Source organism: Nocardia exalbida NBRC 100660 (assembly GCF_000308575.1).
In the GTDB taxonomy this organism is placed as follows: Bacteria; Actinomycetota; Actinomycetes; order Mycobacteriales; family Mycobacteriaceae; genus Nocardia; species Nocardia exalbida.
Genome location: NZ_BAFZ01000093.1, coordinates 1 through 23,771, shown reverse-complemented (window position 1 = coordinate 23,771; position 23,771 = coordinate 1). Strand labels below are relative to the sequence as shown.

At 69.0% G+C, this 23,771-nt stretch carries 24 protein-coding genes; 13 read left to right on the top strand and 11 right to left on the bottom strand.

Annotated features, from left to right (window positions below; all coding sequences use genetic code 11):
- Positions 1 to 31 precede the first annotated feature (31 nt).
- Positions 32 to 1,333 (top strand): cytochrome P450, encoded by a 1,302-nt coding sequence (locus tag ON29_RS22635; RefSeq protein ID WP_040869266.1) that lies wholly within the window; start codon positions 32 to 34, stop codon positions 1,331 to 1,333.
- Here ON29_RS22635 and ON29_RS22630 read toward each other — a convergent pair whose 3' ends face one another.
- Together ON29_RS22630 and ON29_RS22625 are read right to left on the bottom strand one after the other, a co-directional pair.
- A complete protein-coding gene (locus tag ON29_RS22630) occupies positions 1,334 to 2,038 on the bottom strand; it encodes a response regulator (protein WP_040869265.1) in 705 nt (234 codons plus the stop codon).
- Positions 2,035 to 3,540, bottom strand: coding sequence for a sensor histidine kinase (locus tag ON29_RS22625; protein WP_051175495.1), 1,506 nt, complete (start codon positions 3,538 to 3,540; stop codon positions 2,035 to 2,037). The genes ON29_RS22630 and ON29_RS22625 overlap by 4 nt, the downstream gene beginning before the upstream one ends.
- 188 nt (positions 3,541 to 3,728) lie before the next feature.
- Between ON29_RS22625 and ON29_RS22620 the strand changes: the two genes are divergently transcribed.
- Positions 3,729 to 5,093, top strand: coding sequence for a cation:dicarboxylate symporter family transporter (locus ON29_RS22620; protein WP_051175483.1), 1,365 nt, complete (start codon positions 3,729 to 3,731; stop codon positions 5,091 to 5,093).
- 121 nt (positions 5,094 to 5,214) lie between these two features.
- Here ON29_RS22620 and ON29_RS22615 read toward each other — a convergent pair whose 3' ends face one another.
- Positions 5,215 to 5,430 carry a DUF4287 domain-containing protein gene (locus tag ON29_RS22615; RefSeq protein ID WP_040869261.1) on the bottom strand — a complete coding sequence of 72 codons (216 nt, stop codon included), beginning with the start codon at positions 5,428 to 5,430 and terminating at the stop codon, positions 5,215 to 5,217.
- Between the two features lie 110 nt (positions 5,431 to 5,540).
- Positions 5,541 to 5,966, bottom strand: a complete 426-nt coding sequence (locus ON29_RS22610; protein WP_040869260.1) for a DUF4267 domain-containing protein — start codon at positions 5,964 to 5,966, stop codon at positions 5,541 to 5,543.
- 107 nt (positions 5,967 to 6,073) lie between these two features.
- Here ON29_RS22610 and ON29_RS22605 point away from each other — a divergent pair, with 107 nt between their 5' ends.
- Together ON29_RS22605 and ON29_RS22600 are read left to right on the top strand one after the other, a co-directional pair.
- Entirely contained in the window at positions 6,074 to 6,667 is a 594-nt protein-coding gene (locus tag ON29_RS22605) for a TetR/AcrR family transcriptional regulator (protein ID WP_040869259.1), read from the top strand.
- Positions 6,668 to 6,798: 131 nt separating this feature from the next.
- Positions 6,799 to 8,268: a phytoene desaturase family protein gene (locus tag ON29_RS22600; RefSeq protein ID WP_040869258.1), complete on the top strand. Its 1,470-nt coding sequence runs from the start codon at positions 6,799 to 6,801 to the stop codon at positions 8,266 to 8,268.
- 72 nt (positions 8,269 to 8,340) lie between these two features.
- Here ON29_RS22600 and ON29_RS22595 read toward each other — a convergent pair whose 3' ends face one another.
- The 7 genes from ON29_RS22595 to ON29_RS22565 form a co-directional block, all read right to left on the bottom strand.
- A complete protein-coding gene (locus tag ON29_RS22595; RefSeq protein WP_040869256.1) occupies positions 8,341 to 9,267 on the bottom strand; it encodes a cation diffusion facilitator family transporter in 927 nt (308 codons plus the stop codon).
- A 74-nt stretch (positions 9,268 to 9,341) separates the two neighbouring features.
- Complete coding sequence (gene manA / locus ON29_RS22590) at positions 9,342 to 10,562, bottom strand: mannose-6-phosphate isomerase, class I (protein ID WP_040869254.1); 1,221 nt, start codon at positions 10,560 to 10,562, stop codon at positions 9,342 to 9,344.
- A complete protein-coding gene (locus ON29_RS22585) occupies positions 10,562 to 11,764 on the bottom strand; it encodes a serine/threonine-protein kinase (RefSeq protein WP_040869252.1) in 1,203 nt (400 codons plus the stop codon). Before ON29_RS22585 ends, manA begins: the two co-directional genes overlap by 1 nt.
- Before the next feature lie 118 nt (positions 11,765 to 11,882).
- Positions 11,883 to 13,259, bottom strand: a complete 1,377-nt coding sequence (locus ON29_RS22580; protein ID WP_040869251.1) for a phosphomannomutase/phosphoglucomutase — start codon at positions 13,257 to 13,259, stop codon at positions 11,883 to 11,885.
- Between the two features lie 51 nt (positions 13,260 to 13,310).
- Positions 13,311 to 13,691 (bottom strand): DUF3499 domain-containing protein, encoded by a 381-nt coding sequence (locus tag ON29_RS22575; protein WP_040869368.1) that lies wholly within the window; start codon positions 13,689 to 13,691, stop codon positions 13,311 to 13,313.
- A 276-nt stretch (positions 13,692 to 13,967) separates the two neighbouring features.
- Positions 13,968 to 14,447, bottom strand: a complete 480-nt coding sequence (locus tag ON29_RS22570; protein ID WP_168434228.1) for a metallopeptidase family protein — start codon at positions 14,445 to 14,447, stop codon at positions 13,968 to 13,970.
- Between the two features lie 123 nt (positions 14,448 to 14,570).
- Positions 14,571 to 14,804: a WhiB family transcriptional regulator gene (locus ON29_RS22565; RefSeq protein ID WP_029901515.1), complete on the bottom strand. Its 234-nt coding sequence runs from the start codon at positions 14,802 to 14,804 to the stop codon at positions 14,571 to 14,573.
- A 543-nt stretch (positions 14,805 to 15,347) separates the two neighbouring features.
- Here ON29_RS22565 and cofD point away from each other — a divergent pair.
- The 9 genes from cofD (at position 15,348) to ahcY (ending at position 23,635) form a co-directional block, all read left to right on the top strand.
- Positions 15,348 to 16,295, top strand: a complete 948-nt coding sequence (gene cofD, locus ON29_RS22560) for a 2-phospho-L-lactate transferase (protein WP_040869249.1) — start codon at positions 15,348 to 15,350, stop codon at positions 16,293 to 16,295.
- Complete coding sequence (locus ON29_RS22555; RefSeq protein WP_040869247.1) at positions 16,292 to 17,638, top strand: coenzyme F420-0:L-glutamate ligase; 1,347 nt, start codon at positions 16,292 to 16,294, stop codon at positions 17,636 to 17,638. Before cofD ends, ON29_RS22555 begins: the two co-directional genes overlap by 4 nt.
- Positions 17,639 to 17,675: 37 nt before the next feature.
- The gene (locus ON29_RS22550) at positions 17,676 to 18,194 is read left to right on the top strand and encodes an NUDIX hydrolase (protein WP_040869245.1); all 519 of its coding nucleotides are present in this window, start codon (positions 17,676 to 17,678) and stop codon (positions 18,192 to 18,194) included.
- 180 nt (positions 18,195 to 18,374) lie between these two features.
- Positions 18,375 to 19,622 (top strand): alkane 1-monooxygenase, encoded by a 1,248-nt coding sequence (locus ON29_RS22545; protein ID WP_040869366.1) that lies wholly within the window; start codon positions 18,375 to 18,377, stop codon positions 19,620 to 19,622.
- Between the two features lie 70 nt (positions 19,623 to 19,692).
- On the top strand, positions 19,693 to 19,866 hold the full coding sequence (locus ON29_RS22540; RefSeq protein WP_040869243.1) for a rubredoxin: 174 nt from the start codon (positions 19,693 to 19,695) through the stop codon (positions 19,864 to 19,866).
- The gene (locus tag ON29_RS22535) at positions 19,863 to 20,045 is read left to right on the top strand and encodes a rubredoxin (RefSeq protein WP_040869242.1); all 183 of its coding nucleotides are present in this window, start codon (positions 19,863 to 19,865) and stop codon (positions 20,043 to 20,045) included. The genes ON29_RS22540 and ON29_RS22535 overlap by 4 nt, the downstream gene beginning before the upstream one ends.
- Positions 20,046 to 20,085: 40 nt before the next feature.
- The gene (locus ON29_RS22530) at positions 20,086 to 20,706 is read left to right on the top strand and encodes a TetR/AcrR family transcriptional regulator (RefSeq protein ID WP_051175494.1); all 621 of its coding nucleotides are present in this window, start codon (positions 20,086 to 20,088) and stop codon (positions 20,704 to 20,706) included.
- Positions 20,707 to 20,897: 191 nt separating this feature from the next.
- Complete coding sequence (locus ON29_RS22525) at positions 20,898 to 22,034, top strand: alkane 1-monooxygenase (RefSeq protein ID WP_040869240.1); 1,137 nt, start codon at positions 20,898 to 20,900, stop codon at positions 22,032 to 22,034.
- Between the two features lie 116 nt (positions 22,035 to 22,150).
- On the top strand, positions 22,151 to 23,635 hold the full coding sequence (gene ahcY, locus ON29_RS22520; RefSeq protein WP_040869238.1) for an adenosylhomocysteinase: 1,485 nt from the start codon (positions 22,151 to 22,153) through the stop codon (positions 23,633 to 23,635).
- Positions 23,636 to 23,771 lie beyond the last annotated feature (136 nt).

Below are 23,771 nucleotides of genomic sequence, written 5' to 3'. Positions count from 1 at the left end.
TGGAGTCATCGCACGACGACGGGGTTGGACAATGAAGCCACAGTATTGGTTCCGCTGGTTGTCCGTGCAGGGCGCGCCTCGGCTCGTCCTGCGCGTGCAGGCGCGCCGCGGTGACCCGTTCGCCGAATTGATGGGCGGGCCCGCGGGCTTCGACGACCCGTACCCGCTGATCGAGCGGTTGCGCGGGCCGCACAGGCTGCTGCGCACCTCGATCGCGTGGGCGACCTTCGACCACGAGCTGTGCCGGTCCATCCTGCGCGACAGCCGTTTCGGCGTGCGCACCACGGAGAGCTTCAACATTCCCAAGCCGCTACAGAAGCTGGCCGAGCGCTTCCCGCTGCCGCCGAATCCGGTCGAGCCGCCGTCCATGCTGGTGATCGATCCGCCGGCGCACACGGCGATGCGCAAGCCGGTGGCCTCCGCCTTCACCCCGCGCGCGATCCGCAGGCTGCGCGACCGCGTCGAGACGGTCACCGAGGAACTGCTGGACGCGCTGCCCGCGCACGGTTCGGCGGACCTGATCCGGTCGTTCGCCGCCCAGGTGCCGATCGCGATCATCTCCGAGATGCTCGGCTTCCCCGACGAGGACAAGGCGAAATTCCTCGACTGGGGCGACCGGATGACGCCCTTGCTGGACGTCGGCATCCCGTGGCGCGCGCACCGCAGAGCACTGCTTGCCATGGAGGTGATGAACGCCTACCTCGACGGGCACATCGAACGGTTGCGCCGCGAGCCGGGCGAGGACATCCTCTCCAGCCTGGTCACCGCCGGTGAGCTGGACTCCGACGCGCTCAAGGCCACCGCCAGCCTGCTCATGGGCGCCGGTTTCGAGACGACGGTCAACCTGATCGGCAACGGTGTCGCACAACTGCTGGCCCATCCGGATCAGCTGGAGCGGCTGCGCGAGGAGCCGGAGCTGTGGCCCAACGCCGTCGAGGAGATCCTGCGCTTCGACTCGCCGGTGCAGACCACCGCGCGGACCGCGCTGACCGACGTGGAGATCGACGGGATGACGGTGCGCGAGGGCAACACGGTGGTGCTGTCGCTGGCCGGCGCCAACCGCGACCCGGCGATGTTCGCCGAGCCCGGCCGGTTCGATGTCGGACGGGCCAACGCCAAGGAGCACCTGTCCTTCAGCAGCGGCGTGCACGTCTGTCTCGGGGCCAGTCTGGCCAGGATGGAAGGCGTCTACGCGCTGCAAGCCCTGTTCGAGCGTTTTCCGGACCTGCGCCTGGACGGTCCGCCCGAGCGCCGGGCGCTGTTCACCCTGCACGGCTACGAGCGGATGCCGGTGCGCCTCGGTCAGCGCGCGCAGGCGCCGGAGCCGGTCTGATCAGCCGGTCGTGGTCTTCCAGACGTAGCGGGTCTTCGGGCGTCCGGCCCTTCCGTAGTCCGAGCGGCGCACGACCAGCCCGTCGTCGGCCAATTTCTCCAGGTAACGCCAGGCGGTGATGCGCGAGACGCCGATCGAGGTCGCGGTGTCCGCGGCCGTCACGCCCTCGGCTTCGGCCGCGCGCACGGTGCGGGAGATCTCGTCGAGGGTCTGCGGCGCGACGCCCTTGGGGGTGGCCGCGCGCTGGTCGGGGGTGCGCAGCGCGCTCAGCGCCCGATCGATGTCGTGCTGGGAGATGGCGCTCTCACCGGCCGGAAGTGCGGTGCGGAACTCCCGATACCGCTCCAGCTTGTCGCGGAACGCGGCGAAGGTGAACGGCTTCAGCAGATACAGCACGACCCCGTGCGATACGGCGGTGCGCACCATGGCCAGGTCGCGGGCGGAGGTGATGGCGATGACGTCCGGGCGCGGCGCCAGGCCGGTCAGCGCGGCGGCCACGTCGAGGCCGCTCGCGTCCGGCAGGCCGATGTCCATCAGCACCAGGTCGATCGGCGTGCCCTCGGCCGCGGCGTCGGCCGCCGCGCGCATCGCCTCGCGCCCGGTATGGACGACGCCGACGGGCGTGAATCCGGCGATGCGCTCCACATAGGCGCGGTGCGCCTCGGCGATCAGCGGCTCGTCCTCGACGATCAGCACACGAATCATCGTGCTTCCTTCCGTGGAATCGTCACGGTCACCGCGCTTTCGGGGTCCCGTTGCGTGCGGATGCTTCCCCCGTGGCGGGCCACCAGCCGGTGGACCAGCGCGAGTCCGAGCCCGTGGTGGTCGGTCTTGGTCGAATAGCCCCGCTGGGACGCGCGCGCGAACATCTCCGCCGACATGCCGGGGCCGCTGTCGGCCACCCGGATGTAGAGCAGGGACTCGTCCGTGGCGTCCGCGCGCTGGTGTCGCAAGGTGACCTCCACCCAGCCGGACGTACTGTCCGCCGCGGCATCGATGGCGTTGTCGACGAGATTGCCCACGAGCGTGACGGTCTCGTGCGGCGACAGCGGGTCCACCGAGTCGAGCGCGGTGTCGTCGGTGATCGTCAGCTCGATGCCCCGTTCGGCGGCCTGATTCACCTTGCCGAGCAGCAAGGCGGCCAGGGCGGGCGCGCCCACCGCGGCGAACAGCCGGTCGATCAGCGACTGGGACAGTTCGAATTCCGCGGTGGCGAACTCGACCGCCTCCCGGTGATGGCCGAGCTCGACCATGGTGACCACGGTGTGCAAACGGTTGGCGGATTCGTGCGCCTGCGCCTGCAACGATGCCGCGAAGCCGCGCACGGAATCGAGTTCGCCCATCACCGACTGCAATTCGGTGTGGTCGCGGATGGTCATCACGGTGCCGATCGCCCGGCCTTCCCACTCCACGGTGTCCTGGTTGACCAGCAGGATCCGGTCGGTGGTCACGTGCATCTCGTCACGGACGGTGCCCCAGCTCATGCGCTGCAACGACAGCGGGAGATCGCTGCGCCGGACGTCGCCCGGGGGCAGGTCGAGCAGGCGGCGCGCCTCGTCGTTGACCACCTCGGCGTCCTCGCCGGAGGGCCCGAACACCACCAGGCCCTCGTGCACCGAGTGCAGGACCGCGTCGTGGTGCTCGTACATCGCGCGCAGTTCGTCGGGCGCCAAGCCGTGGGTCTGGCGCCGTAGCCTGCGGCTGAGCAGGAACGATCCGCCCGCGGCCAGCAGCAGACCCGCGCCGGCGACGCCGAGGATCACCGGGAGCTGGGTGGCGACCTGGTCGCCGATCTTCGCCCGCGTCACGCCGGCGGAGACCAAGGCGACGATCCGCCCGTTGTCGTGCACCGGAGTCACCGCCCGGATGGAGGGGCCCAGTGTGCCGGTGAAGGTCTCGGTGAAGGTCTCCCCGGCCAGCGCGCGATCGATGGTGCCACTGAACGGCAGCCCGATCATGGCGGGATTGGTGTGCGTATAGCGCGTGCGGTCCGGCGCCATGACCACGATGAAGTCCATGCCGGTCTCGCGCCGGATCTCCTCGGTCACCGGCTGCAACCGCGCCGTCGGATCCGCGCCGCGCAGCGCCTCGATGGTGGAGGGCGCGTCGGCCACGCTCACCGCGACGTCGGTGACCTCCCTGGTGGTGGTGACGTCGCTGTCGTGCCTGGCGTCCAGAACCGCGAGCACCACACCGATCGCGATCATCACCGCGAGTACGACCAACTGGAAGACGAACGCCTGCCCGGCGAGGGAGAGCCGACCGCGTCTCACAAGCTCTGCCTCCGCTGAACGTAATGCACCAAACAGTGACCGGGATCACCCGGCCGACCATCATTCTGCCTGGAAGGCGTGAGTCAGTTCGCGTCGGTACCTTTCGAAGGGAAATCCTCGCTATGAGCGACTCGACTCGAACGCGGCGCGACCGCACCCATTGGCTGTATCTGGCCGTCATCGTGGCGGTGGTGGCGGGCGTCCTCGTCGGCTGGCAGGCGCCCGGCACCGCGCAGTCGTTCGCCCCGCTGGGGACCATCTTCGTCAACCTCATCAAGATGATGATCGCTCCCGTCATCTTCTGCACCATCGTGCTCGGAATCGGCTCGGTGCGCGCGGCGGCCACCGTCGGCAAGGTCGGCGGCCTGGCCATCGGCTACTTCCTGGTCATGTCGACCATCGCACTCGGGATCGGGCTCGTCGTCGGCAATCTGCTGCAACCCGGCGCGGGACTGAATATCGCCAAGTCGACCAAGGCCGGTCACGACCTGGCCAACACCGCGCACAGCGCGGGCGGCACCTGGGAGTTCATCCAGAACATCGTCCCCTCCACCCTGTTGTCGTCGCTCACCACGGGCAATGTCCTGCAGGCGCTGTTCGTCGCGCTGCTGGTCGGTTTCGCGGTGCAGGCGATGGGCACGGCGGGCGAGCCGATCCTGCGCGGCGTGGCGCTGCTGCAGAAACTCGTGTTCCGGATCCTGGTGATGATCCTGTGGCTGGCGCCGATCGGTGCGTTCGGCGCGATCGCCAACGTGGTCGGCAAGACCGGCCTGGACGCCGTGGTGAAGCTGGGCACGCTGATGGTCGCCTTCTATCTCACCTGCCTGGTTTTCGTCTTCGGCGTGCTCGGTGTGCTGCTGTGGAGCGTCTCGCGGGTGTCGATCTTCAAGCTGGTCCGCTACCTCGCGCGGGAGTACCTGCTGATCCTCGCGACCTCGTCGTCGGAATCGGCGCTGCCGCGGCTGATCGCGAAGATGGACCACATGGGCGTGGAGCGCACCACCGTGGGCGTCGTGGTGCCGACCGGCTATTCGTTCAATCTGGACGGCACCGCCATCTACCTGACCATGGCGTCGCTGTTCATCGCCGAGGCGATGGGTAAGCCGCTGTCCATCGGCGAGCAAGTCGGGCTGCTGCTGTTCATGATCGTCGCGTCCAAGGGCGCGGCGGGTGTCACCGGCGCGGGCCTGGCCACGCTGGCGGGCGGATTGCAGAGCCATCGGCCCGAACTCCTCGACGGCGTCGGCTTGATCGTCGGCATCGACCGCTTCATGTCCGAGGCACGGGCGCTGACCAACTTCTCCGGCAACGCGGTGGCCACGGTGCTGATCGGCACCTGGACCAAGACCGTCGACGTCGACCGGGTGCGCGAGGTGCTCGACCGCAAGGTGCCCTTCGACGAGCGGACCATGGTCGACGACGGCCACGGGACGCCGGAGGCGACCCGCACGCAAGAGGCCGAGGCCGTAGATCTGGTCAAGGCTTGACGGCGGTGGGGGAGAGGTCATCCGTAGCACCGGGCTGAGGTGTGGCAGCCGCCCGGCCGCTGGGTGAATGACGAAGGGCCCGCGGATTCGCTGATCCGCGGGCCCTTCGTCGCGTCCGGGGTCAGGCCGCCCATTTCTCCGGATTCAGGTGGTGCTGGGTGAGCGCGGTGGCGTGGCCGTGCCCGAATCCGTGCTCGGTCTTCAGCCATTCGACGAGTTCTTTGTGCGAGGTCAGTCCGGTGTCGCGCATGGCGGCCTTCCACTCCTCGATGGCGCGGCCGTATTTGGCCTCGATGGAGGGAAAGTAGGACGCGGGCCCGTGCGGCTTGGTCGCCATGTCGATCTCCTTGCTCGTCGTGCGTTCGATCGTGTGGACGGAGCGGGCTTCGGAAAGTCATCGGCGGTCGCGCGAAAGTGTTCTGGATCACGCGCTCCCGCTACGTCGCCTCAGGCGGCCACGGCGACCGGATCGGCGGCGCGGCGCTTGTCCAGACTGTGCTCCCGGATCAGCAGCCCACCGGTCAGCGCCACCAGGGCGGCGGTCAGGCCGTGGATGCCGAATGCCGCGGCGGCCGAACCGTTCCAGCTGAGCACGGTGAGCATGTCGCCGACCGGCACGAGTGCGACCACCGAGGTCACGATGCCGAGCGCGTACCGCTGTCGCAGGCCGAGCAGGACCAGGATCAACACGCCGAAGACGGTGTCCCGCACGCCTTTGAGGTTCATGAACGCCGCCGCGTCACCGTCCGGCCAGGCGGGCAGGCCGAAGCCGGGAGCGATGGTGTCCGGCGCGAACAGGTAGCTGATGCCGATGTAGAGGATGAACGCGGCGCCGATCACGGACAGGGCGGTGGCGATGCGGGAGAGGGTCATGGCGGTGCTCCTGGCTGAAAGTCTTACTGTGAAACCTAGCGTCGCTAGAACTAATAGTGAAACTAACAGAGCTTCGATAGTTTGTCTAGCGTCGCTAGAATCGAAGGATGACCACTCACACGCGTAAGGAACGCGAGCGGGCCGAACGCAGGCAGCGCATCATCGACACCGCACGCGAACTCGCCGAAGCACAAGGGTGGGAGGCGGTCACCGTGCGACGCCTCGCCGAACGGATCGAACGCAGCCAACCCGTGCTGTACAGCCACTTCGCGGGGAAGTCGGCGATCGTCTCCGCGGTCGCGGAGCAAGGTTTCGCCGAACTCACCGAGGTCTTGCGACGGGCGCGACCCGAGGATTCCGACGATGCAGGCCGACTGCGCGCGGTGTCGCGGGCGTACCTGGAATTCGCCGCGGTCAACCCGGCGCTCTACGACGCGATGTTGCTGATGAACACCGATCTCACCTTCGGACCGGAAGCGCCCCTGCCGCTGCGTGAGGCGTTCGATGACCTGGAAGCCTTGTTCCGCCCCGTGGTCGGCGACCCCGACCTCGGCGCCCGCATCGAGGTCGCCTGGAGCGCCCTGCACGGCCTGGCCACCCTGGAACGCGGCGGTCGTCTCCGACCGGGGCTGCGAAGCCAGCGATGTGAACTCTTGGTGGCGGAGTGGCTCGCCGCGATAACCGTGGAGCGTGCACGGTGACCGGCCACACACGTACGGGGACCCGTGCCCGGAGTCGGGAGCCCCATGCCCGGACCCGGTCGGCGTGCCGGTCGCGCAGGGGGTGGTGTCGGCGAGCACGTCGAAGGCCGGTCGGCCGGTAGCGTGGGGGTATGGCTGATGTGGTGGTGGTCGGTTCCGGACCGAACGGCCTCGCCGCCGCGGTGATCCTGGCCCGGGCGGGGCTCGCCGTGGAGGTTTACGAGGCCGAGGATACGGCCGGGGGTGGTTCCCGCACAGCGGAACTGACCCTGCCCGGCTACCGGCACGACGTCTGTGCCGGCGCGCATCCGATGGCGGCGGCCTCCCCGTTCTTCCGGGCGTTCGATCTGCCCGCGCACGGCGTCGAGCTGCTCGCGCCGGAGGTCTCCTACGCCCATCCGCTCGACGGGGGCGTGGCCGGGCTGGCCTGGCGGGACCTGGAACGGACGGTCGAGGCTCTCGGTCCCGACGGCCCGACCTGGCGCAAACTGTTCGCGCCGCTGGTGCGGCACTGGCCCGACGTGGTCGACATCGCGATGTCGGATCTGCGCCGCGTCCCCTCCGGGCTCGCCACCGCGATCCGTTTCGGCCTGCGCACCGTGGAGCAGGGCTCGCCGCTGTGGGACATCAGGTTCCGCGAGCAGGTCGCACCCGCCCTGCTGACCGGTATCGCCACCCACGCGATCATCCCGCCGCGCGCGATCACGGCCGCAGGCGCCGCACTGCTGCTCGGCACGCTGGCGCATGCCGGAGGCTGGGTGATACCGCGCGGCGGCAGTCAGGCCATTCCCGACGCGCTCATCGCCGAACTCGAACGCCTCGGCGGCCGGGTGCACACCGGGCACCGGGTCGACTCGATCGACGAGTTCGCCGATGCCCGCGCGGTTCTGCTCGATCTCGCCCCTGCCGAACTACTGCGGATCGCCGAGCACCGGTTGCCCGCGCGGTATGCGAAGCGGTTGCGGCGTTTCCGGTACGGCGGCGCCGCGTGCAAGATCGACTTCGCGCTCTCCGGGCCGGTGCCGTGGCAGGCCGAGGGCTGTGCGCTGGCCGGAACGGTACACGTCATCGGCACCCGCGCCGAGGCTATGGCCGCCGAGCACGCCGTGGCCATGGGACGGCACGCCGAACGCCCCTATGTGCTGTCCATCCAGCCCGGTGTGGTCGATTCCACGCGCGCGCCCGCCGGCGGCCACACCTTCTACACCTACGCCCATGTGCCCAACGGCTCCACCCGCGATGTCAGCGAGGACGTGATCGCTCAGGTCGAGCGGTTCGCGCCGGGCTTCCGCGACCTGATCGTCGCCAGGAACGTGATCACCGCCGCGGAAATGCCCTCGCACAACGCCAACTACATCGGCGGCGACATCTCCGCGGGCGCGATGACGTTGCGTCAGTTCGCGTTCCGCCCCGCCCCGCGCTGGAATCCCTATGCCACACCGATCCCCGGTGTCTATCTGTGCTCGTCCGCGACGCCACCCGGCCCCGGGGTGCACGGCATGAGCGGGCTGCACGCCGCCCGCCACGCCCTGCGCGAACGCTTCACCATCCGCACCGATCCGCTCGACCTCTTACGCACTCCCGCTTTCCAGCACCGCTGAAACCGCCCGTTCGCGCCGGTCCCCGCACGGACTCGCGCGCCGTGCGAGGCACCGTCTCCGCTCCAGGCGGACCTATCCCTTGGCGAGTTCGGTGCGGTAGAGATCGGGTTCGAGGTAGATGACGCGCGCCGCGGGGACCGCCGCACGGACGCGGGACTCGGCGTCATCGATGGCGTCGGCGATCGCGGCGACGTCGAGACCGGGCACCACGCCGATCTTCGCGGCCACGAGCAATTCGTCCGGGCCGAGATACTGCGTCTTGAGGTGGATCACCCGATCGATGCGGGTCTCGTCGACCAGGCTCGTCCGGATCCGCCGGTTCTCCTCCGGCGTTGCGCCCTCACCGATCAGCAAGCTCTGCATCTCCACGATGAGCACCACCGCGATAACGCCGAGCAGGCCGCCGATGGCCAGGGTGCCGACGCCGTCCCAGACCGGGTCGTCGGTGAGCATGGTCAGGCCGACGCCCGCGAACGCGAAGACCAGACCGATCAGCGCGCCGGTGTCCTCCAGCAGCACCACCGGAAGCTCCGGACTGCGCGAATTGCGGATGAACCGCCACCAGCTCGCGTTGCCTTTGAGCGGCGCGGACTCGCGCACCGCCGTGGTGAAGCTGTAGGACTCCAACGCGATCGCGAGCACCAGGATGACGACCGCCACGATCGGCGAACTCAGCTCCTCGGGATGCTGGATCTTGTGGATGCCCTCGTAGACGGCGTAACCGGAGCCGAGGGTGAACAGCACGAGCGCCACGATGAACGAATAGAAGTAGCGATTGCGCGCGTACCCGAACGGATGCAGCTCGTCGGCTTCCTTCGCGGCACGCTGCTGCCCCAGCAGCAGCAGTCCCTGGTTGCCCGTGTCGGCCACGGAGTGCACGGCCTCGGCGAGCATCGACCCCGAACCCGTGATCGCCGCACCGACGAATTTCGCCGCGGCGATCCCCGCGTTCGCGGTCAACGCCGCGATGATCGCCTTCTTGCCACCGCCAGCCGACATGGAAGCATGTCCTCTCTGTTTTCGAGATACCCGCGAACAGACTAGGGCACCTGGGGATGGGCGTTCCGGATCGGTCAGCCGGCCGCACCGACGCACGCGCAGAACAGCTGGACGCGACCGTCCACCGCCTGCGCGCGGATATCGGTGTCGGCGGCGGAGATCCACGCCGCGCCGCCGCGGGTGAGTTCCAGCGACGAGCCGTCCCGGAACAGGCGCACGGTTCCCGCCGTGCACAGCACGATGCCAGGCCCCGCCGCGGTCAGCGGCACCCGCGCGGACCCGGCGACCAGGTCGAAGCGGCGCAGCGCGAACTCGGGGGCGGGCGTCCGGTAGCGCACCGATCCGTCACCGGCCGGCTCGGGCAGCACCACCGGCAGGCCGATCGGCTCGAAATCCAGCACCCGCAACAGTTCCGGCACGTCGACGTGCTTGGGGGTGAGGCCGCCGCGCAGCACGTTGTCGGAATTGGCCATGATCTCCACCCCCACCCCGCGCAGGTAGGCGTGCAGATTCCCGGCCGCGAGGAACAAGCCCTGGCCCGGCTCCAGCGTCACCCGGTTCAGCAGCAGCGCCGCCAGCACACCGGCGTCGCCGGGGTAGGCCTCGGCCAGTTCTAGCGTCGTGCGCGCCTCGGCCGTGAACTCGCGCGTGCCCTTGCCGGACAGATATCGCACGCAGCCGTCCAGCACTTCGGGCAGCAGCGTGGCGTGCACGTGCTGCGGCAGCGTGATCCAGGTGGTGAACAGCGTGCGCAGGCCCGCGGAATCCGGCTGCGCGGCGAGGAGTTCGCAGTAGGAGCGCAACCCGTCCACCGCCAGCGCGCGCAGCAATGCGACGGTGCGGTGCGGTTCGCGGAAACCGGCCAGCGCCTCGAACCGCTCCAGCGCGACGACCAGCTCCGGCTTGTGATTGTCGTCGCGGTAGTTGCGCAGGGGTGAATCCAACGGCACCTTCGCCCGATTCTCCCGGTCGAAACCGGCCCGCGCCTGCTCGGTGCTCGGGTGCGCCTGCAGCGACAGCGGCTCCTCCGCGGCCAGGACCTTGAGCAGGAACGGCAGCTTCTCGCCGAACCTGGTTGCGGCCGAGCCCAGCTCCCGGTCCGGGTCGGCGGCGATCAGTTCCAGCAGCGAGGTGGGGCTGTCCCCGATCTTGACGTACGCCGGGTCGGCCGGGTGGGCGCCGAACCACAATTCCGCTTCCGGATGCGCCGATGGCACCGGCCTGCCGCACAGCTGAGCGAGCGCGGTGCGCGAGCCCCAGGCATACGAGCGCAGCGCACCAACGAGTTCGTGCACTAGTAGCTGCCCCCGTACTGCCCCTGGCCGTCGGTCGCGGCGGTGCGCGCGCCGATCAGCCGCAGGTAGGCGGCGGCCATCTCCAGTCGCAGCGCGAGCACCGCGAGCTGTTCGAGTTCGGTGCCGTTCGCCTGCGCGGGCTCTTCGGCGTGGGCCTGCGCGGGAGCGGCGGGGTCGGTCATCTCGGTGTGCAGCAGATCGACATCGGCGTTCACCAGGTCGGCGTCCACCAGATTCGGTCCACCACCGCCGAAGATCGCGACTCGGCGGCGCGCGGCCGCGCGATCGCGATCGGCGCTGAGCACGAACACCCTGATGCGCTCCACGGGCGCGGGGCCGTCCAGCTCCTCGTCGTGGAACATCGGGTCGAAGCCGGGCGCGGGTTCGCCCGCCGCCTCGGCGATCCGGGTCCGCGCCGACACGGCCTCGGCCAGATCCACCGCGGTGGCCACCTTGCCCGCCGTCTGCAGCAGCACCTCGGCGCCGTGCTCGGCCAGTTCGGCGGCGGCGGGCGAATCGCCCGCGAGCACGATGCCCCGCTGCTGCATGCGGGCCGCCAGCGTCTTGGCGGGGTTGTGGAAGACCTCGTTGTGCGGGCCGTCGCGCAGCGCCTCCGCGTCCAGCACGTCGGCCAGTTCGGCGAGTTCGGGCACGGCGGCTCCGGTGCGCTGGGGGTCGACCGCGCGCAGGACCGCGATTCCGGCGGCCAGGAAGCGCAGCAGGCGGTTGTGCCCGAGGACCTGCACCCTGGGTTCCAGAACGGCGGCGCGACCGGCCGCGGCGGCGCGCAGCGGCCCCTCGTGCGGCGCGGCGACGACCACCTCGGCGCCGCGACGCAGCGCCCGGTCGACGGCATCGATCAGGCGGGGATCACCCGCGTCGTCGCCGGAGACCAGGACCACGTCGAGCGGCCCCACCCACGGCGGGAGGGCGGTGGCGGGCACGACGGGCAGGCCCGCGCGGTCCCCGAGTGCGGCCACGAGCAGTCCGGCGGCACGCGCGGCACGTCCGGAACCGGAGACCAGCACCACGCTGCGCGGCCGCAGATCGGCCAATCGGGCGAGTGCGTGCTCACCCACGGCGGCCGCGGTAGCGCGCACCTGGGCGCCGCCCGAGGCGGCCGAGCGAAGGGCGCCGCCTGCGTCGGCGGCCTCGAGTGAAGCGGCATCGTCGAGGTCGAGCACCGGTGTTCCAGCGATCATCGGGCGTCCCACCTCCCCTCATCGCGCTGTATCTTTTCCGCCCCCGCGCCCACCCGGTCCAGCTGCCACACCGAGACCGAGCCGGGCGAATCCAAGGCCTGTGATTCCACTATTCCAGTCAGGAGCGCACGATGCTCAGGATCTCGGTCACGAGTGCGTCTACTTCCTCCGCCGATCGGGCCTCGACATTCAGCCGGAGCAACGGCTCGGTGTTCGACGCGCGCAGGTTGAACCAGGCGTTGTCGGCCAGCTGCACGGTCACCCCGTCGAGGCGGTCCACCGAGTGCGCCCGGTCCGCGAAGGCGTCCACCACGGCCGATGTCCGCGCCGCGGCGTCGGCCACCGTGGAGTTGATCTCGCCGGAGGCCGCGTAGGTCGCGTAGGACGCCATCAGATCCGACACCGGCCGGTCCTTCTCGCCGAGCGCGGTCAGCACGTGCAGCGCGGCGAGCATCCCGGAGTCGGCGCCCCAGAAGTCGCGGAAGTAGTAGTGCGCGGAGTGCTCGCCGCCGAACACCGCTCCGGTGGCGGCCATCTCCTGCTTGATGAACGAGTGGCCGACCCGGGTGCGCACCGGCGTCCCGCCCAGCTCGTGCACCAGCTCCGGCACCGCGCGGGAGGTGATCAGATTGTGGATGATCACCGCGCCGGGCTCCTTGCCCAGCTCGCGCTCGGCGACCAGGGCGGTGATCGCCGACGGTGACACCGGCTCGCCGTTCTCGTCGACCACGAAGCAGCGGTCGGCGTCGCCGTCGAAGGCCAAGCCGATGTCCGCGCCGGATTCGCGGACCAGCTTCTGCAGGTCCACCAGGTTGGCCGGGTCGAGCGGGTTGGCCTCGTGGTTCGGGAAGTTGCCGTCCAGCTCGAAGTACAGCGGCACGATCTTCACCTGGGGCAGCGCGCCCAGCACCGCGGGCACCGTGTGCCCGCCCATGCCGTTGCCCGCGTCCACCGCGATGGTGAGGGGCCGGATGCCGCCGAGCTCGACCAGACCGCGCAGGAACTCCGCGTATTCGGCCAGCAGGTCCAGTTCCGTCGCGGCGCCGCGCTCGCCCGCGTACGCGGGCACGCCCTCGATCAGCTCGTTCTTGATGGTGGCCAGACCGGTGTCCTGCCCGACCGGAAGGGCTTTGGCGCGACACAGCTTGATGCCGTTGTACCGGGCCGGGTTGTGACTGGCGGTGAACATGGCGCCCGGGCAGTCCAGGCGGCCGGAAGCGAAGTACAGCTGGTCGGTGGACGCGAGGCCGATGTGCACCACATCCAGGCCCTGGCCGAGCGCGCCATCGGCGAAGGCGGCAGACAGCTCGGGTGAGGAGTCGCGCATGTCGTGACCGATGACGATCCGGTGCGCGCCCTCGGCGCGCATCAGCCGGGCGAAGGACGCGCCGACGTCCCTGACGAATTCCGCGTCGATCTGTTCACCGACCACACCGCGAACGTCGTAGGCCTTGATCACCGCGTTCACGAATTCGGCAGAGCGGGCGACTGTCATGCCCAACACCCTAGTGGTTGCACCGGACCGGTCCGACACCGTCCTCGTCGATCAGGACGGCGGGTCGGGCAGGACGCGCAGATGGCCGCGGCGACCCGTTCGCGTGGTACGCGGCGGCGGGGGAGAGTAGTCGTGGTAGCCGCGCTGCTCGCGCTCCGGCGGGCGGCGGCGCAGCCCGGCCTCCCGCACCGCCTCGGCGAGCGCGGTCAGATCGTCGTCGTCCGGTGTGCTGGAGGAGAATCCGCCTTCGTGGCGAACCAGTTCCCAGCCTTTCGGAGCGGTGATGCGTGAGCCGTGCGTTTCGCAGAGATCCCAGGAGTGCGGTTCGGCGACCGTCGCGAGTGGTCCGACCACTGCCGTCGAGTCCGAGTACACATAGGTGAGCGTCGCGACGGCCGGATTCTTGCAGCCTGGACGGCAGCAACGACGCATGGGAATCACGCCGATGAGAGTAACCCCCCTGGCGCGTCGATGGGGACAGACACGCTCGAGGAATCTCGGTCCGCATGCCACGAAACGAGGGCAGCACGGCGTTCCGCAGTGCGCGTGACGCGCTCTGCGGCGTTGTGGACGACGTCCCCCGGACGCGCGCGAGTGGTCGGTCGCGGAGTGGAAGTGCCGGGGTACCCAGCGACCGGCCGGCCTACATGTGCCCGCGCTTGCCCCGCAACGGCATTCGAGGACCGCCGCCGCGTGGATGGGTGCGACTCACTCGGCTTCCGGATCGATCACGTCCGGGTCGACGCCCAGGTAGGTCGCGACCTGCTGGACCAGCACTTCGCGCAGCAGATCCACCAGATCGTCGGGGTCGCTGGCGCGTAGTTCGAGCGGCTTGCGGAACAGCACCACCCGCGCCCTGGTCGCCGCGCCGTGCCGATCGACGCCTGCCGGGATGAGCCGGGAGAGCGGGACCGGGCCGTCGGCGACCACCTCGTCCGGCCAGGTGACCGAATCGGGGTGCAGCGGACGAATTTTCGGAACGTCGTCGACCGCGATGTCGAGTTTGGTGAGCCGGTCGTGCCAGCGGGAGTCCAAGGGGGCGAACGCCTCCAGCACCAGCCGGTCGAACTTCTGGCCGCGGGTCCGCCAAGCGGGAACGGTGGGTGGCAGCATCGGCCCGCGTACTCCGCGGCCACGGCGGATCACCGACCGCGCGGTGGGCGGTCGACGCTTACGGGAACGTGCCATGAGACAAAATCTAGGCCAGCGGGCCGCGGCCGTCCGCACCGAGGCGGTGGGAGAACTTCGGTCGTGTCGCGCGCGCCCGGAGCGCCCAGGTGGGCGGGCGGCTCCGGGCGCCGCGTACGTCTGTCAGCCGATGCCGCGCTTGAGGCGGCGGCGCTCCCGCTCGGAGAGGCCGCCCCAGATGCCGAAGCGCTCATCGTGCGCGAGCGCGTACTCCAGGCACTCGTCGCGTACCTCGCAGCCCATGCAGATCCGTTTGGCCTCACGGGTGGAGCCGCCCTTCTCGGGGAAGAACGCCTCCGGATCGGTCTGCGCGCACAGGGCGCGCTCCTGCCACTGCTCCTCGATGGATTCGAACATCTCGTCGAAGCCGGTCACGACCAGGCTGAGCCGGGGCGTCGTGACTCCGTCACCCCCCTCTTGGTCCTTCCAGCCGCCGTTGTCTGCGCAGACGCCACGTGCTGCGCCTGCTGTGGAATCGGTCGGCGAGACCATCTCGTTGGCCATCGCTCCGCCTCCTCACTGTGTGTTAGCGCAGAATGATTCTTTCCGTCGGACCAACACATGCACCGACGGCCATACCCCGCGACGTTGTCCCGCGGACGTCCCCGAGCTTGTCACACCGATGCGAACAGGTGTTCGAAATACCGTTCGCGCGTTGATCTCTCGCGCGAACCCGGAATGACATGACTGTGATTAGACACGCCGGACGCGTCGATGGTCAAGCCGCCGTCGCTATTCCGTTACTATCCGCACCCGCATTCCGAGACGATCTTGTGATCTGCAATAGCAAATAAACAGCAAATTTGCCGCGAACGGGAGCCGCCACGCCAGCGCATAGGCTGTGCGGATGTGACTGGACAACAAGCGGACGCCACACCCGCGAACGGACCCCGGGTCGCCGTGCTGGTCGGCGGCGTCGGTGGCGCGCGTTTCCTTCAGGGCGTCCGGGAGCTGCTGCCCGAGGCGGACGTCTCCGCGATCGTGAACGTCGGCGACGACGTCTGGATGCACGGCCTTCGGATCTGCCCCGACCTCGACACCTGCATGTATACCCTCGGCGGAGGCATCGATACCGAGCGCGGCTGGGGTCGCGTCGGCGAAACGTGGCACGCCAAGGAGGAGCTCGCGAAGTATCGGGCCCAGCCGGACTGGTTCGGCTTGGGGGACCGCGATATCGCCACGCATCTGATCCGTACCGAAATGTTGCGCGCCGGATACCGGCTCTCGACGGTGACCGAGGCGCTGTGCAACAGGTGGCAGCCCGGCGTGAAACTGATCCCGGCAACCGACGATCGCTGCGAAACGCATGTCGTGGTGACCGATCCGGACAACCCTGGCGAACGGCGCGCGATCCATTTTCAAGAGTGGTGGGTTCGCTACCGCGCGAACATCGACACCCATGGATTCGCCACAATTGGTGCCGATGAAGCCAAACCTGCCCCAAATGTGATCGATATCATAGAATCCGCCGACGTGGTTCTCCTCGCTCCGTCGAACCCCGTCGTGAGCATCGGCGCCATCCTCGCCGTGCCGGGTATTCGCGGCGCGCTGCGCACCATCCCGGCCAAGGTGATCGGCGTGTCCGGCGTGATCGACGGGAAGCCGTTGCGCGGCATGGCCGACGAGTGCCTGTCGGTGATCGGCGTGGAAACCACGGCCGAGGCGATCGGCCGGTACTACGGCGCCCGCTCGGCCACCGGAATCCTGGACGGCTGGCTGATCCACAGCACCGACACCGCCGAGGTGCCGGGAGTGGAGGTACGCAGCGTGCCCTTGTTGATGACCGACCCGCCCACCACCGCCGAAATGGTGCGTCAGGCGCTGGATCTCGCTGGAGTCGCCCTGTGAGCACATCGATCGACCACGCGGCCGGAGAACTGCGCATCCTGCCCGTCACCGGCCTGCCCGAATTCCGCCCCGGCGACGACCTCGCCGAGCAGATCGCCCGCTGCGCGCCTTGGCTCGCCCACGGTGACGTGCTGGTGGTCACCAGCAAGATCGTCGCCAAGGTCGAGGGCCGCATCGTGGAAGCGCCGTTGGACCCCGAGGAGCGCGACGCCGTGCGGCGCGGGCTCGTCGACCAGGAGGCGGTGCGGGTGCTCGCGCGCCGGGGGCGCACGCTGATCACCGAGAACAAGCTGGGGATCGTGCAGGCGGCCTCCGGTGTCGACGGCTCGAACGTCGAACAGGGCGAGCTCGTGCTGCTGCCCACCGACCCGGACGCCAGCGCCAAGGCGCTGCGCGCCGCGCTCGCCGAACGGCTGGGCGTGACGGTCGCGGTGGTCGTCACCGACACGATGGGCCGCGCCTGGCGCAACGGGCAGACCGACGCGGCCATCGGCGCCGCGGGACTGCGGGTGCTGCACGACTACGCGGGCGCGGTCGACGGCCAGGGCAACGAGCTGTTCGTCACCCAAGTGGCCGTGGCCGACGAGCTGGCCGCGGCAGCGGACCTGGTCAAGGGCAAGCTCGGCGGTGTCCCGGTGGCCGTGGTGCGCGGGCTGCCGATCGTCGACGACGGCTCCGCCGCCACGGATCTGGTCCGCGGCGGCACCGACGATCTGTTCTGGCTGGGCACCGCGGAGGCGATCGAACGCGGTCGCAGGGAGGCGATCCTGCTGCGTCGCTCGATCCGTCAGTTCTCCGACGCGCCCGTCGATCCGGAGCGGATCCGCTCGGCGGTGTCGATCGCGCTGACCGCGCCCGCTCCGCACCACACGCGGCCCGTGCGGTTCGTGTGGCTGCGCACGCCGGAGCTGCGCACCCGACTGCTCGAGGCGATGGCGCGGAAGTGGCGCGCGGACCTGACCGCGGACGGCCTGCCGCCGGAGCGGATCGAGCGCCGGGTCGCGCGCGGGCGCATCCTGTTCGACGCACCCGAGGTGATCATTCCGTTCTGCGTGCCGGACGGTGCGCACGATTACCCGGACGAGCGCAGGCGGGCCGACGAGCGCACCATGTTCACCGTCGCGGTGGGCGCCGCGGTGCAGGGGCTGCTGGTCGCCTTGGCCACCGAGGGAATCGGCAGCTGCTGGATCGGGTCCACGATCTTCGCGCCCGAGGTCACCCGTGAGGTGCTGGGCCTGGCCGAGGACTGGAGTCCGCTGGGCGCCGTCGCCATCGGTCATCCACTCGAGGACCTGACCCCGCGCCAGGCGCCCGGCGCGGGCTCCGGGCTGGTCGAGCTGTGATCGGACGGGTCGCCTCCCGCGCCACGGCGGGTCACCGGTGAGCGCGGAATCGCTGCACGCCTCGGCGACCGAACTGCTCGCGACCTGGGGTCCCGCGACAGATCCGGAGCGCTCGCTGCGCGAGGCGATGCTGGCCTTCCTCGGCTCCGCACCGCGTGGCTGCCTGCGCGAGCACGCACCCGGGCACATCACCGCCTCCGCGGTGGTGTTCTCCCACGACGGTCGCGAGGTGCTGCTCACCCTGCATCCGCGGGTCGGGCGCTGGATCCAGCTCGGCGGCCACTGTGAGGAGCGGGACGAGACGGTCGCCGGTGCCGCGCTGCGCGAAGCGACCGAGGAGTCCGGCATCGCGGACCTGCGCCTGCATCCGGGCCTCTACGGCGCGCAGGCGCATCCCATCACCTGTTCGCTCGGTACGCCCACCAGACACTTGGACCTCCTGTTCCGCATCACCGCCCCCGCGGGCGCGATCCCGGTGCGCAGCCACGAATCCACCGACCTGCGCTGGTGGCCGGTAGACGCCCTGCCCGCCGACGCCGACGTCCTGCTGCGGTGACCTAGCCGCGTTACGTCCAGACGAGAGCCCCGGCCGGATGACATCCGGCCGGGGCTTTCGGCACTCAAGCGGGTTTACAAATTGTCGAATTTGTATAGACATGCGACAAATATGCCTCTATCGTCCATAAGTGAGGTAATGCGCGTCACAGCCGACGCGCCGTTCGGAATGGAGACGACGATGTCGACGCACGCCGACATGTCCGCGCAGCCGGTCGAGGTGCCGGCCTGGCGGGACCGCAAGCGTTATATGTGGCTGTGGGGGTTGTTCGCCCCGACCGGCCTGTTCACCATCGGCCTGCCGCTGATCTGGGCATTGAACGAGCTCGGCTGGCATCGCCTCGCGCAGGTGCCGTTCTGGCTCGGGCCGATTCTGATCTACGTGCTGATCCCGATCGCGGACGTCTTCTTCGGCCCGGACGGCGACAATCCGCCCGACGAGGTGATGGAGTACCTGGAGAACGACAAGTACTACCGCTACCTCACCTACCTGTACCTGCCGTTCCAGTACGCCGCGCTGGTGATGGCGGCCTATCTGATCACCGCCGACCAGGTGAGCTGGCTCGGCATCGACGGCGGGCTGCACGTGGTGGACAAAATCGGCCTGGCGATCACCGTCGGCATGATCGGCGGCATCGGCATCAACACCGCGCACGAACTCGGCCACAAGAAGGTCGACCTGGAGCGCTGGCTGTCGCGCATCGCGCTGGCCCAGTCCTGCTACGGGCACTTCTACATCGAGCACAATCGCGGCCACCACGTGCGCGTCGCCACCCCCGAGGATCCCGCGAGCTCCCGGGTGGGCGAGACGTTCTGGGCCTTCTGGCCGCGCACCGTGTGGGGCAGCCTGAAGTCGTCCTGGCATCTGGAGAAGGCCCGGCTGGAACGGCTCGGCAAGAAGCCGTGGAGCCCGCGCAACGAAGTACTCAGCGCCTGGCTGATGTCGGCGGCGTTGTTCGCGGTCCTGGTCGCGGTGTTCGGCGTAGAGCTGCTGCCCTACCTGATCCTGCAGGCGGTGGTGGGCTTCAGCCTGCTGGAGGCGGTCAACTACTTGGAGCACTACGGCCTGGTGCGGCAGCGCACGGCGAGCGGCCGGTACGAGCGGCCCGCCCCGGTGCACAGCTGGAACAGCGACCACATCGTCACCAACATCTTCCTGTACCACCTCCAGCGGCACAGCGACCATCACGCCTACCCCACCCGGCGCTACCAAACGTTGCGCAGCTGGGACGGCGCGCCGAACTTGCCGAGCGGCTACGCCAGCATGATCCTGCTCGCCTACTTCCCGCCGCTGTGGCGTCGCGTCATGGACAAGCGGGTGCTCGCGCACTATGACGGCGACATCACCCGCGCCAACATAGATCCGGGCAAGCGGGAGAAGGTGCTGGCGCGTTACGGCGCCGCTCCAGCGGGAAAGGCCACGGCATGAGCGCCCGAGGCCGGAGGTGGCGGCGAGTGACCACCGCGGAGGGCTGCGCCTGTGTCCGAAAGGAGACGGCGTGAGCGCGTATCGCTGCCCCGTCTGCGACTACGTCTTCGATGAAGCGAAAGGCGCTCCGCACGAGGGCTTTCCGCCGGGTACCCGGTGGGAGACGGTGCCGGACGACTGGTGCTGTCCGGACTGCGGCGTGCGGGAGAAGATCGACTTCGAGCCGATGGGGAGTATGAAATGACCGAGTACAAGCTCTATCAGTGCATCCAGTGCGGCTTCGAGTACGACGAAGCCGAGGGCTGGCCGGAGGACGGCATCGCCCCGGGGACCCGCTGGGACGACATCCCCGACGACTGGACCTGTCCGGACTGCGGCGCCGCCAAAGCGGACTTCTTCATGGTCGAAATCGAACGGTCGTGAGATTTTGACTGCGGCAGGCGCCCGTGACAGTGTCGCGGGTATGCCGCGGAACGGAACCAGGATTCCTTACCAGGAGGCCGCGCGGGATCTGCTGCGGACGTCGGTCCTGGACGCGATGCGCGAGCTGCTCACCGAGCGGGATTGGTCCAAGATCACGCTCGGTGACGTCGCGACCAGGGCCGGCGTGAGCAGGCAGACGCTGTACAACGAATTCGGCTCGCGCAGCGGACTCTCCCAGGCCTACGCGCTGCGCTTGGCCGACTTCCTGGTCGATCACGTCGACGCCGCCATCAACGGCAACGTCGGTGACGTCCGCGCGGCATTCCGCGACGGAATAACGAATTTCCTGTTCGACGCGGCGTCCGATCCATTGGTGCAGTCGCTGGTGGCGGGCGAGGTCAAGCTGGATCTGCTGCGCCTGATCACGCTCGACGCGGGGCCGTTGCTGGAGCACGCGACGGAGCGGCTGTCGGGTGCCTTCCAGCACAGCTGGGTGGCGTCGACGGAGGCCGAATCGAACGTCATCGCGCACGCGCTGGTGCGAATCGCCCTCAGCTACATCCCCACTCCGCCTGGTCCCGGGCGTGACGCGCCCGAGGAGCTGAGCGCGCTGCTGAGCCCTTATGTCGAAGCGATCCTCGCCGCGCGGGTGCAGAGCTGAGCCCTGACGGGCAACCGGCTCGCGACCTGGCGCATATGCAGCACATTGAAAACAGACTGCCCGGCTTGTAATAGCGATCACGTTTCAACCGACGGCATCGTTGTAACGGACCACAACTCAAGAAGTATTCTCAGGCGACGGTGTTCGGGTCTTCTCTGAGTGGAGCAAAAGTGCAAACGGTTGGCAAACCTATGGGATCGGTCGATCCCAAACGCCATCTGTGGGTTCTCGGCTTGCTCGCGCCCTCGTCGGCATTGCTGCCGTCACAACTGGTGCTGCACACCGGCTCCGCGGTCTTCTGGTGGATCGGCCCGATCATCGTGCTGATCGTCATCCCGGTGCTGGACTGGGCGGTCGGCGTGGACGGGAGCAACCCCAGGGACGAGGACTACGAGCTGCTGTCCAACGACCGGTACTACCGGTGGTGCACCTATCTGATGCTCCCGGTCCAGCTGATCGGCTTGGTCATCGCGAGCTATATGTGGGCCGGTGACGAGCTGAGCACGGTCGACAAGTTCGGTCTGGCCACCACCCTCGGATTCGTCAGTGGCATCGGCATCAACGCCGCCCACGAACTCGGGCACCGGGTCGAGCACATGGAGCGCTGGCTGGCCAAGATCGCGCTCGCGCAGTCCGGTTACGGGCACTTCTTCGTCGAGCACAACCGCGGCCACCACGTGCGCGTGGCCACCCCGGAGGATCCGGCCAGCGCCCGGCTGGGCGAGTCGCTGTGGGAGTTCCTGCCCCGCAGCGTATCCGGCAGTTTCCGCTCCGCGATCGCCCTCGAGCGCGAACGGCTCGCGCGCAGGGGCAAGGGCTGGTGGAGCGTGCACAACCACATCCTGCAAGCCTGGTCGATGACGCTGGTGCTGTTCGGCTCCCTGATCGCGGCGTTCGGCTACCACGTGCTGCCCTGGCTGCTGTTGCAGGCCGTGATCGGCTTCGGCCTGCTGGAGACGGTGAACTATGTCGAGCACTACGGCCTGCTGCGGGCGCGCCGCCCGAACGGCAGGTACGCCCGCTGCTCACCGCGCGACAGCTGGAACAGCGACCACCTGGTCACCAACATCTTCCTGTTCCACCTGCAGCGCCACAGCGATCACCACGCCAATCCCGGCCGTCGCTACCAGACGCTGCGCACCTCCGAACAGGCCCCGCAACTGCCCGCGGGTTATGCCGCCATGATCGTGCTGGCCGCCATCCCGCCGCTGTGGCGCTGGATGATGGACGACCGCGTCCTCGCCCACTACGGCGGCGACATCACACTGGCGAACATCCAGCCGCGCAAGCGCCGCCGCATCCTGGCGGCTCGCGGGGCCACCGCGTAACGGGCGCATCGGTGCCCCGCTCCGCGCCGGGCCGGACGAAGAGGACGGCCGCGTAGTCCGTGTCCGGCCGTGAGCGACTAGCCTTGCCTCGGTACTTGCCGAACCAGGAGAGGCTGATGACCACCTCAGAACTTCCCGCACGCACGTCGTTGACCGCCGATGTCCGCAACGGCATCGACTACAAGGTGGCGGATCTGTCGCTGGCCGATTTCGGCCGCAAAGAGATCCGCCTGGCCGAACACGAGATGCCCGGTCTGATGGCGCTGCGCCGTGAATACGCCGAGGTGCGGCCGCTGCAGGGCGCGCGCATCTCCGGCTCGCTGCACATGACCGTGCAGACCGCGGTGCTGATCGAGACCCTGACCAGCCTCGGCGCCGAGGTCCGCTGGGCCTCCTGCAACATCTTCTCCACCCAGGACCACGCGGCGGCCGCCGTCGTCGTCGGCCCGAACGGCACCGTCGAGGAGCCCAAGGGCACCCCGGTGTTCGCCTGGAAGGGCGAGACGCTGGAGGAGTACTGGTGGGCCGCCGAGCAGATGCTTACCTGGCCGGGGGAACCGGCCAACATGATCCTCGACGACGGCGGCGACGCCACCATGCTCGTGCTGCGCGGCGCGCAGTTCGAGAAGGCCGGCGTGGTGCCGCCCGAGGACGAGGACCACTCGGCCGAGTACAGGGTCTTCCTGAACCTGCTGCGCGAGCGGTTCGAGACCGACCGGGGCAAGTGGAGCAAGATCGCCGAGTCGGTGCGCGGCGTCACCGAGGAGACCACCACCGGCGTGCTGCGGCTCTACCAGTTCGCGGCGGCGGGTGAGCTGGTGTTCCCCGCGATCAACGTCAACGACTCGGTCACCAAGAGCAAGTTCGACAACAAGTACGGCACCCGCCACTCGCTGATCGACGGCATCAACCGCGGCACCGACGTGCTCATCGGCGGCAAGAAGATATTGATCTGCGGCTACGGCGATGTCGGCAAGGGTTGCGCGGAATCGCTTGCCGGACAGGGCGCCCGGGTGCAGGTCACCGAGATCGACCCGATCAACGCGCTGCAGGCGCTGATGGACGGCTACGACGTGGTGACCGTGGAGAACGCGATCGGCCAGGCCGACATCGTCATCACCGCGACCGGCAACAAGGACATCATCACCCTCGAGCACATGAAGGCGATGAAGGACCAGGCCATCCTGGGCAACATCGGCCACTTCGACAACGAGATCGACATGGCGGCGCTGGAGCGTTCCGGCGCAACGAAGTTGACCATCAAGCCGCAGGTCGACCTGTGGACGTTCAAGGAGACCGGCCGCTCGATTCTGGTGCTGTCGGAGGGGCGTCTGCTCAACCTCGGCAACGCGACCGGCCATCCGTCGTTCGTGATGTCCAACAGCTTCTCCAACCAGGTGATCGCCCAGATCGAGCTGTGGACCAAGCCCGAGCAGTACGACAACGAGGTCTACCGGCTGCCGAAGCACCTGGACGAGAAGGTCGCCCGCATCCACGTCGAAGCGCTCGGCGGCGAGCTCACCAAGCTCACCAAGGACCAGGCCGAGTACATCGGCGTCGACGTCGAGGGCCCGTACAAGCCGGACCACTACCGCTACTGAGCGCGCTGCCGGGTGTCCCGTCCGCGTCCGGCGGCGGACATCCGGCTCGCCGGGCAGCCCGGGCGCACCCGGTCTGGGCGCCCGGCATCCTCGCTGGTCAGCCGGTGCGAGCGCCGGGTAGCGGGCGGGGTAGTCT

Coding starts and splice junctions, on each gene's coding strand:
- ON29_RS22595 (WP_040869256.1), bottom strand. CDS start 9,267: ATGTCGGCTGGCGGTGGCAAGAAGGCGATCATCGCGGCGTTGACCGCG.
- ON29_RS22635 (WP_040869266.1), top strand. CDS start 32: ATGAAGCCACAGTATTGGTTCCGCTGGTTGTCCGTGCAGGGCGCGCCT.
- ON29_RS22570 (WP_168434228.1), bottom strand. CDS start 14,447: ATGGCACGTTCCCGTAAGCGTCGACCGCCCACCGCGCGGTCGGTGATC.
- ON29_RS22615 (WP_040869261.1), bottom strand. CDS start 5,430: ATGGCGACCAAGCCGCACGGGCCCGCGTCCTACTTTCCCTCCATCGAG.
- ON29_RS22585 (WP_040869252.1), bottom strand. CDS start 11,764: ATGATCGCTGGAACACCGGTGCTCGACCTCGACGATGCCGCTTCACTC.
- ON29_RS22610 (WP_040869260.1), bottom strand. CDS start 5,966: ATGACCCTCTCCCGCATCGCCACCGCCCTGTCCGTGATCGGCGCCGCG.
- ON29_RS22625 (WP_051175495.1), bottom strand. CDS start 3,540: ATGATCGCGATCGGTGTGGTGCTCGCGGTTCTGGACGCCAGGCACGAC.
- ahcY (WP_040869238.1), top strand. CDS start 22,151: ATGACCACCTCAGAACTTCCCGCACGCACGTCGTTGACCGCCGATGTC.
- ON29_RS22530 (WP_051175494.1), top strand. CDS start 20,086: ATGCCGCGGAACGGAACCAGGATTCCTTACCAGGAGGCCGCGCGGGAT.
- ON29_RS22630 (WP_040869265.1), bottom strand. CDS start 2,038: ATGATTCGTGTGCTGATCGTCGAGGACGAGCCGCTGATCGCCGAGGCG.
- ON29_RS22620 (WP_051175483.1), top strand. CDS start 3,729: ATGAGCGACTCGACTCGAACGCGGCGCGACCGCACCCATTGGCTGTAT.
- ON29_RS22580 (WP_040869251.1), bottom strand. CDS start 13,259: ATGACAGTCGCCCGCTCTGCCGAATTCGTGAACGCGGTGATCAAGGCC.
- ON29_RS22600 (WP_040869258.1), top strand. CDS start 6,799: ATGGCTGATGTGGTGGTGGTCGGTTCCGGACCGAACGGCCTCGCCGCC.
- ON29_RS22565 (WP_029901515.1), bottom strand. CDS start 14,804: ATGTTCGAATCCATCGAGGAGCAGTGGCAGGAGCGCGCCCTGTGCGCG.
- ON29_RS22545 (WP_040869366.1), top strand. CDS start 18,375: ATGTCGACGCACGCCGACATGTCCGCGCAGCCGGTCGAGGTGCCGGCC.
- ON29_RS22575 (WP_040869368.1), bottom strand. CDS start 13,691: ATGCGTCGTTGCTGCCGTCCAGGCTGCAAGAATCCGGCCGTCGCGACG.
- ON29_RS22525 (WP_040869240.1), top strand. CDS start 20,898: ATGGGATCGGTCGATCCCAAACGCCATCTGTGGGTTCTCGGCTTGCTC.
- ON29_RS22605 (WP_040869259.1), top strand. CDS start 6,074: ATGACCACTCACACGCGTAAGGAACGCGAGCGGGCCGAACGCAGGCAG.
- ON29_RS22535 (WP_040869242.1), top strand. CDS start 19,863: ATGACCGAGTACAAGCTCTATCAGTGCATCCAGTGCGGCTTCGAGTAC.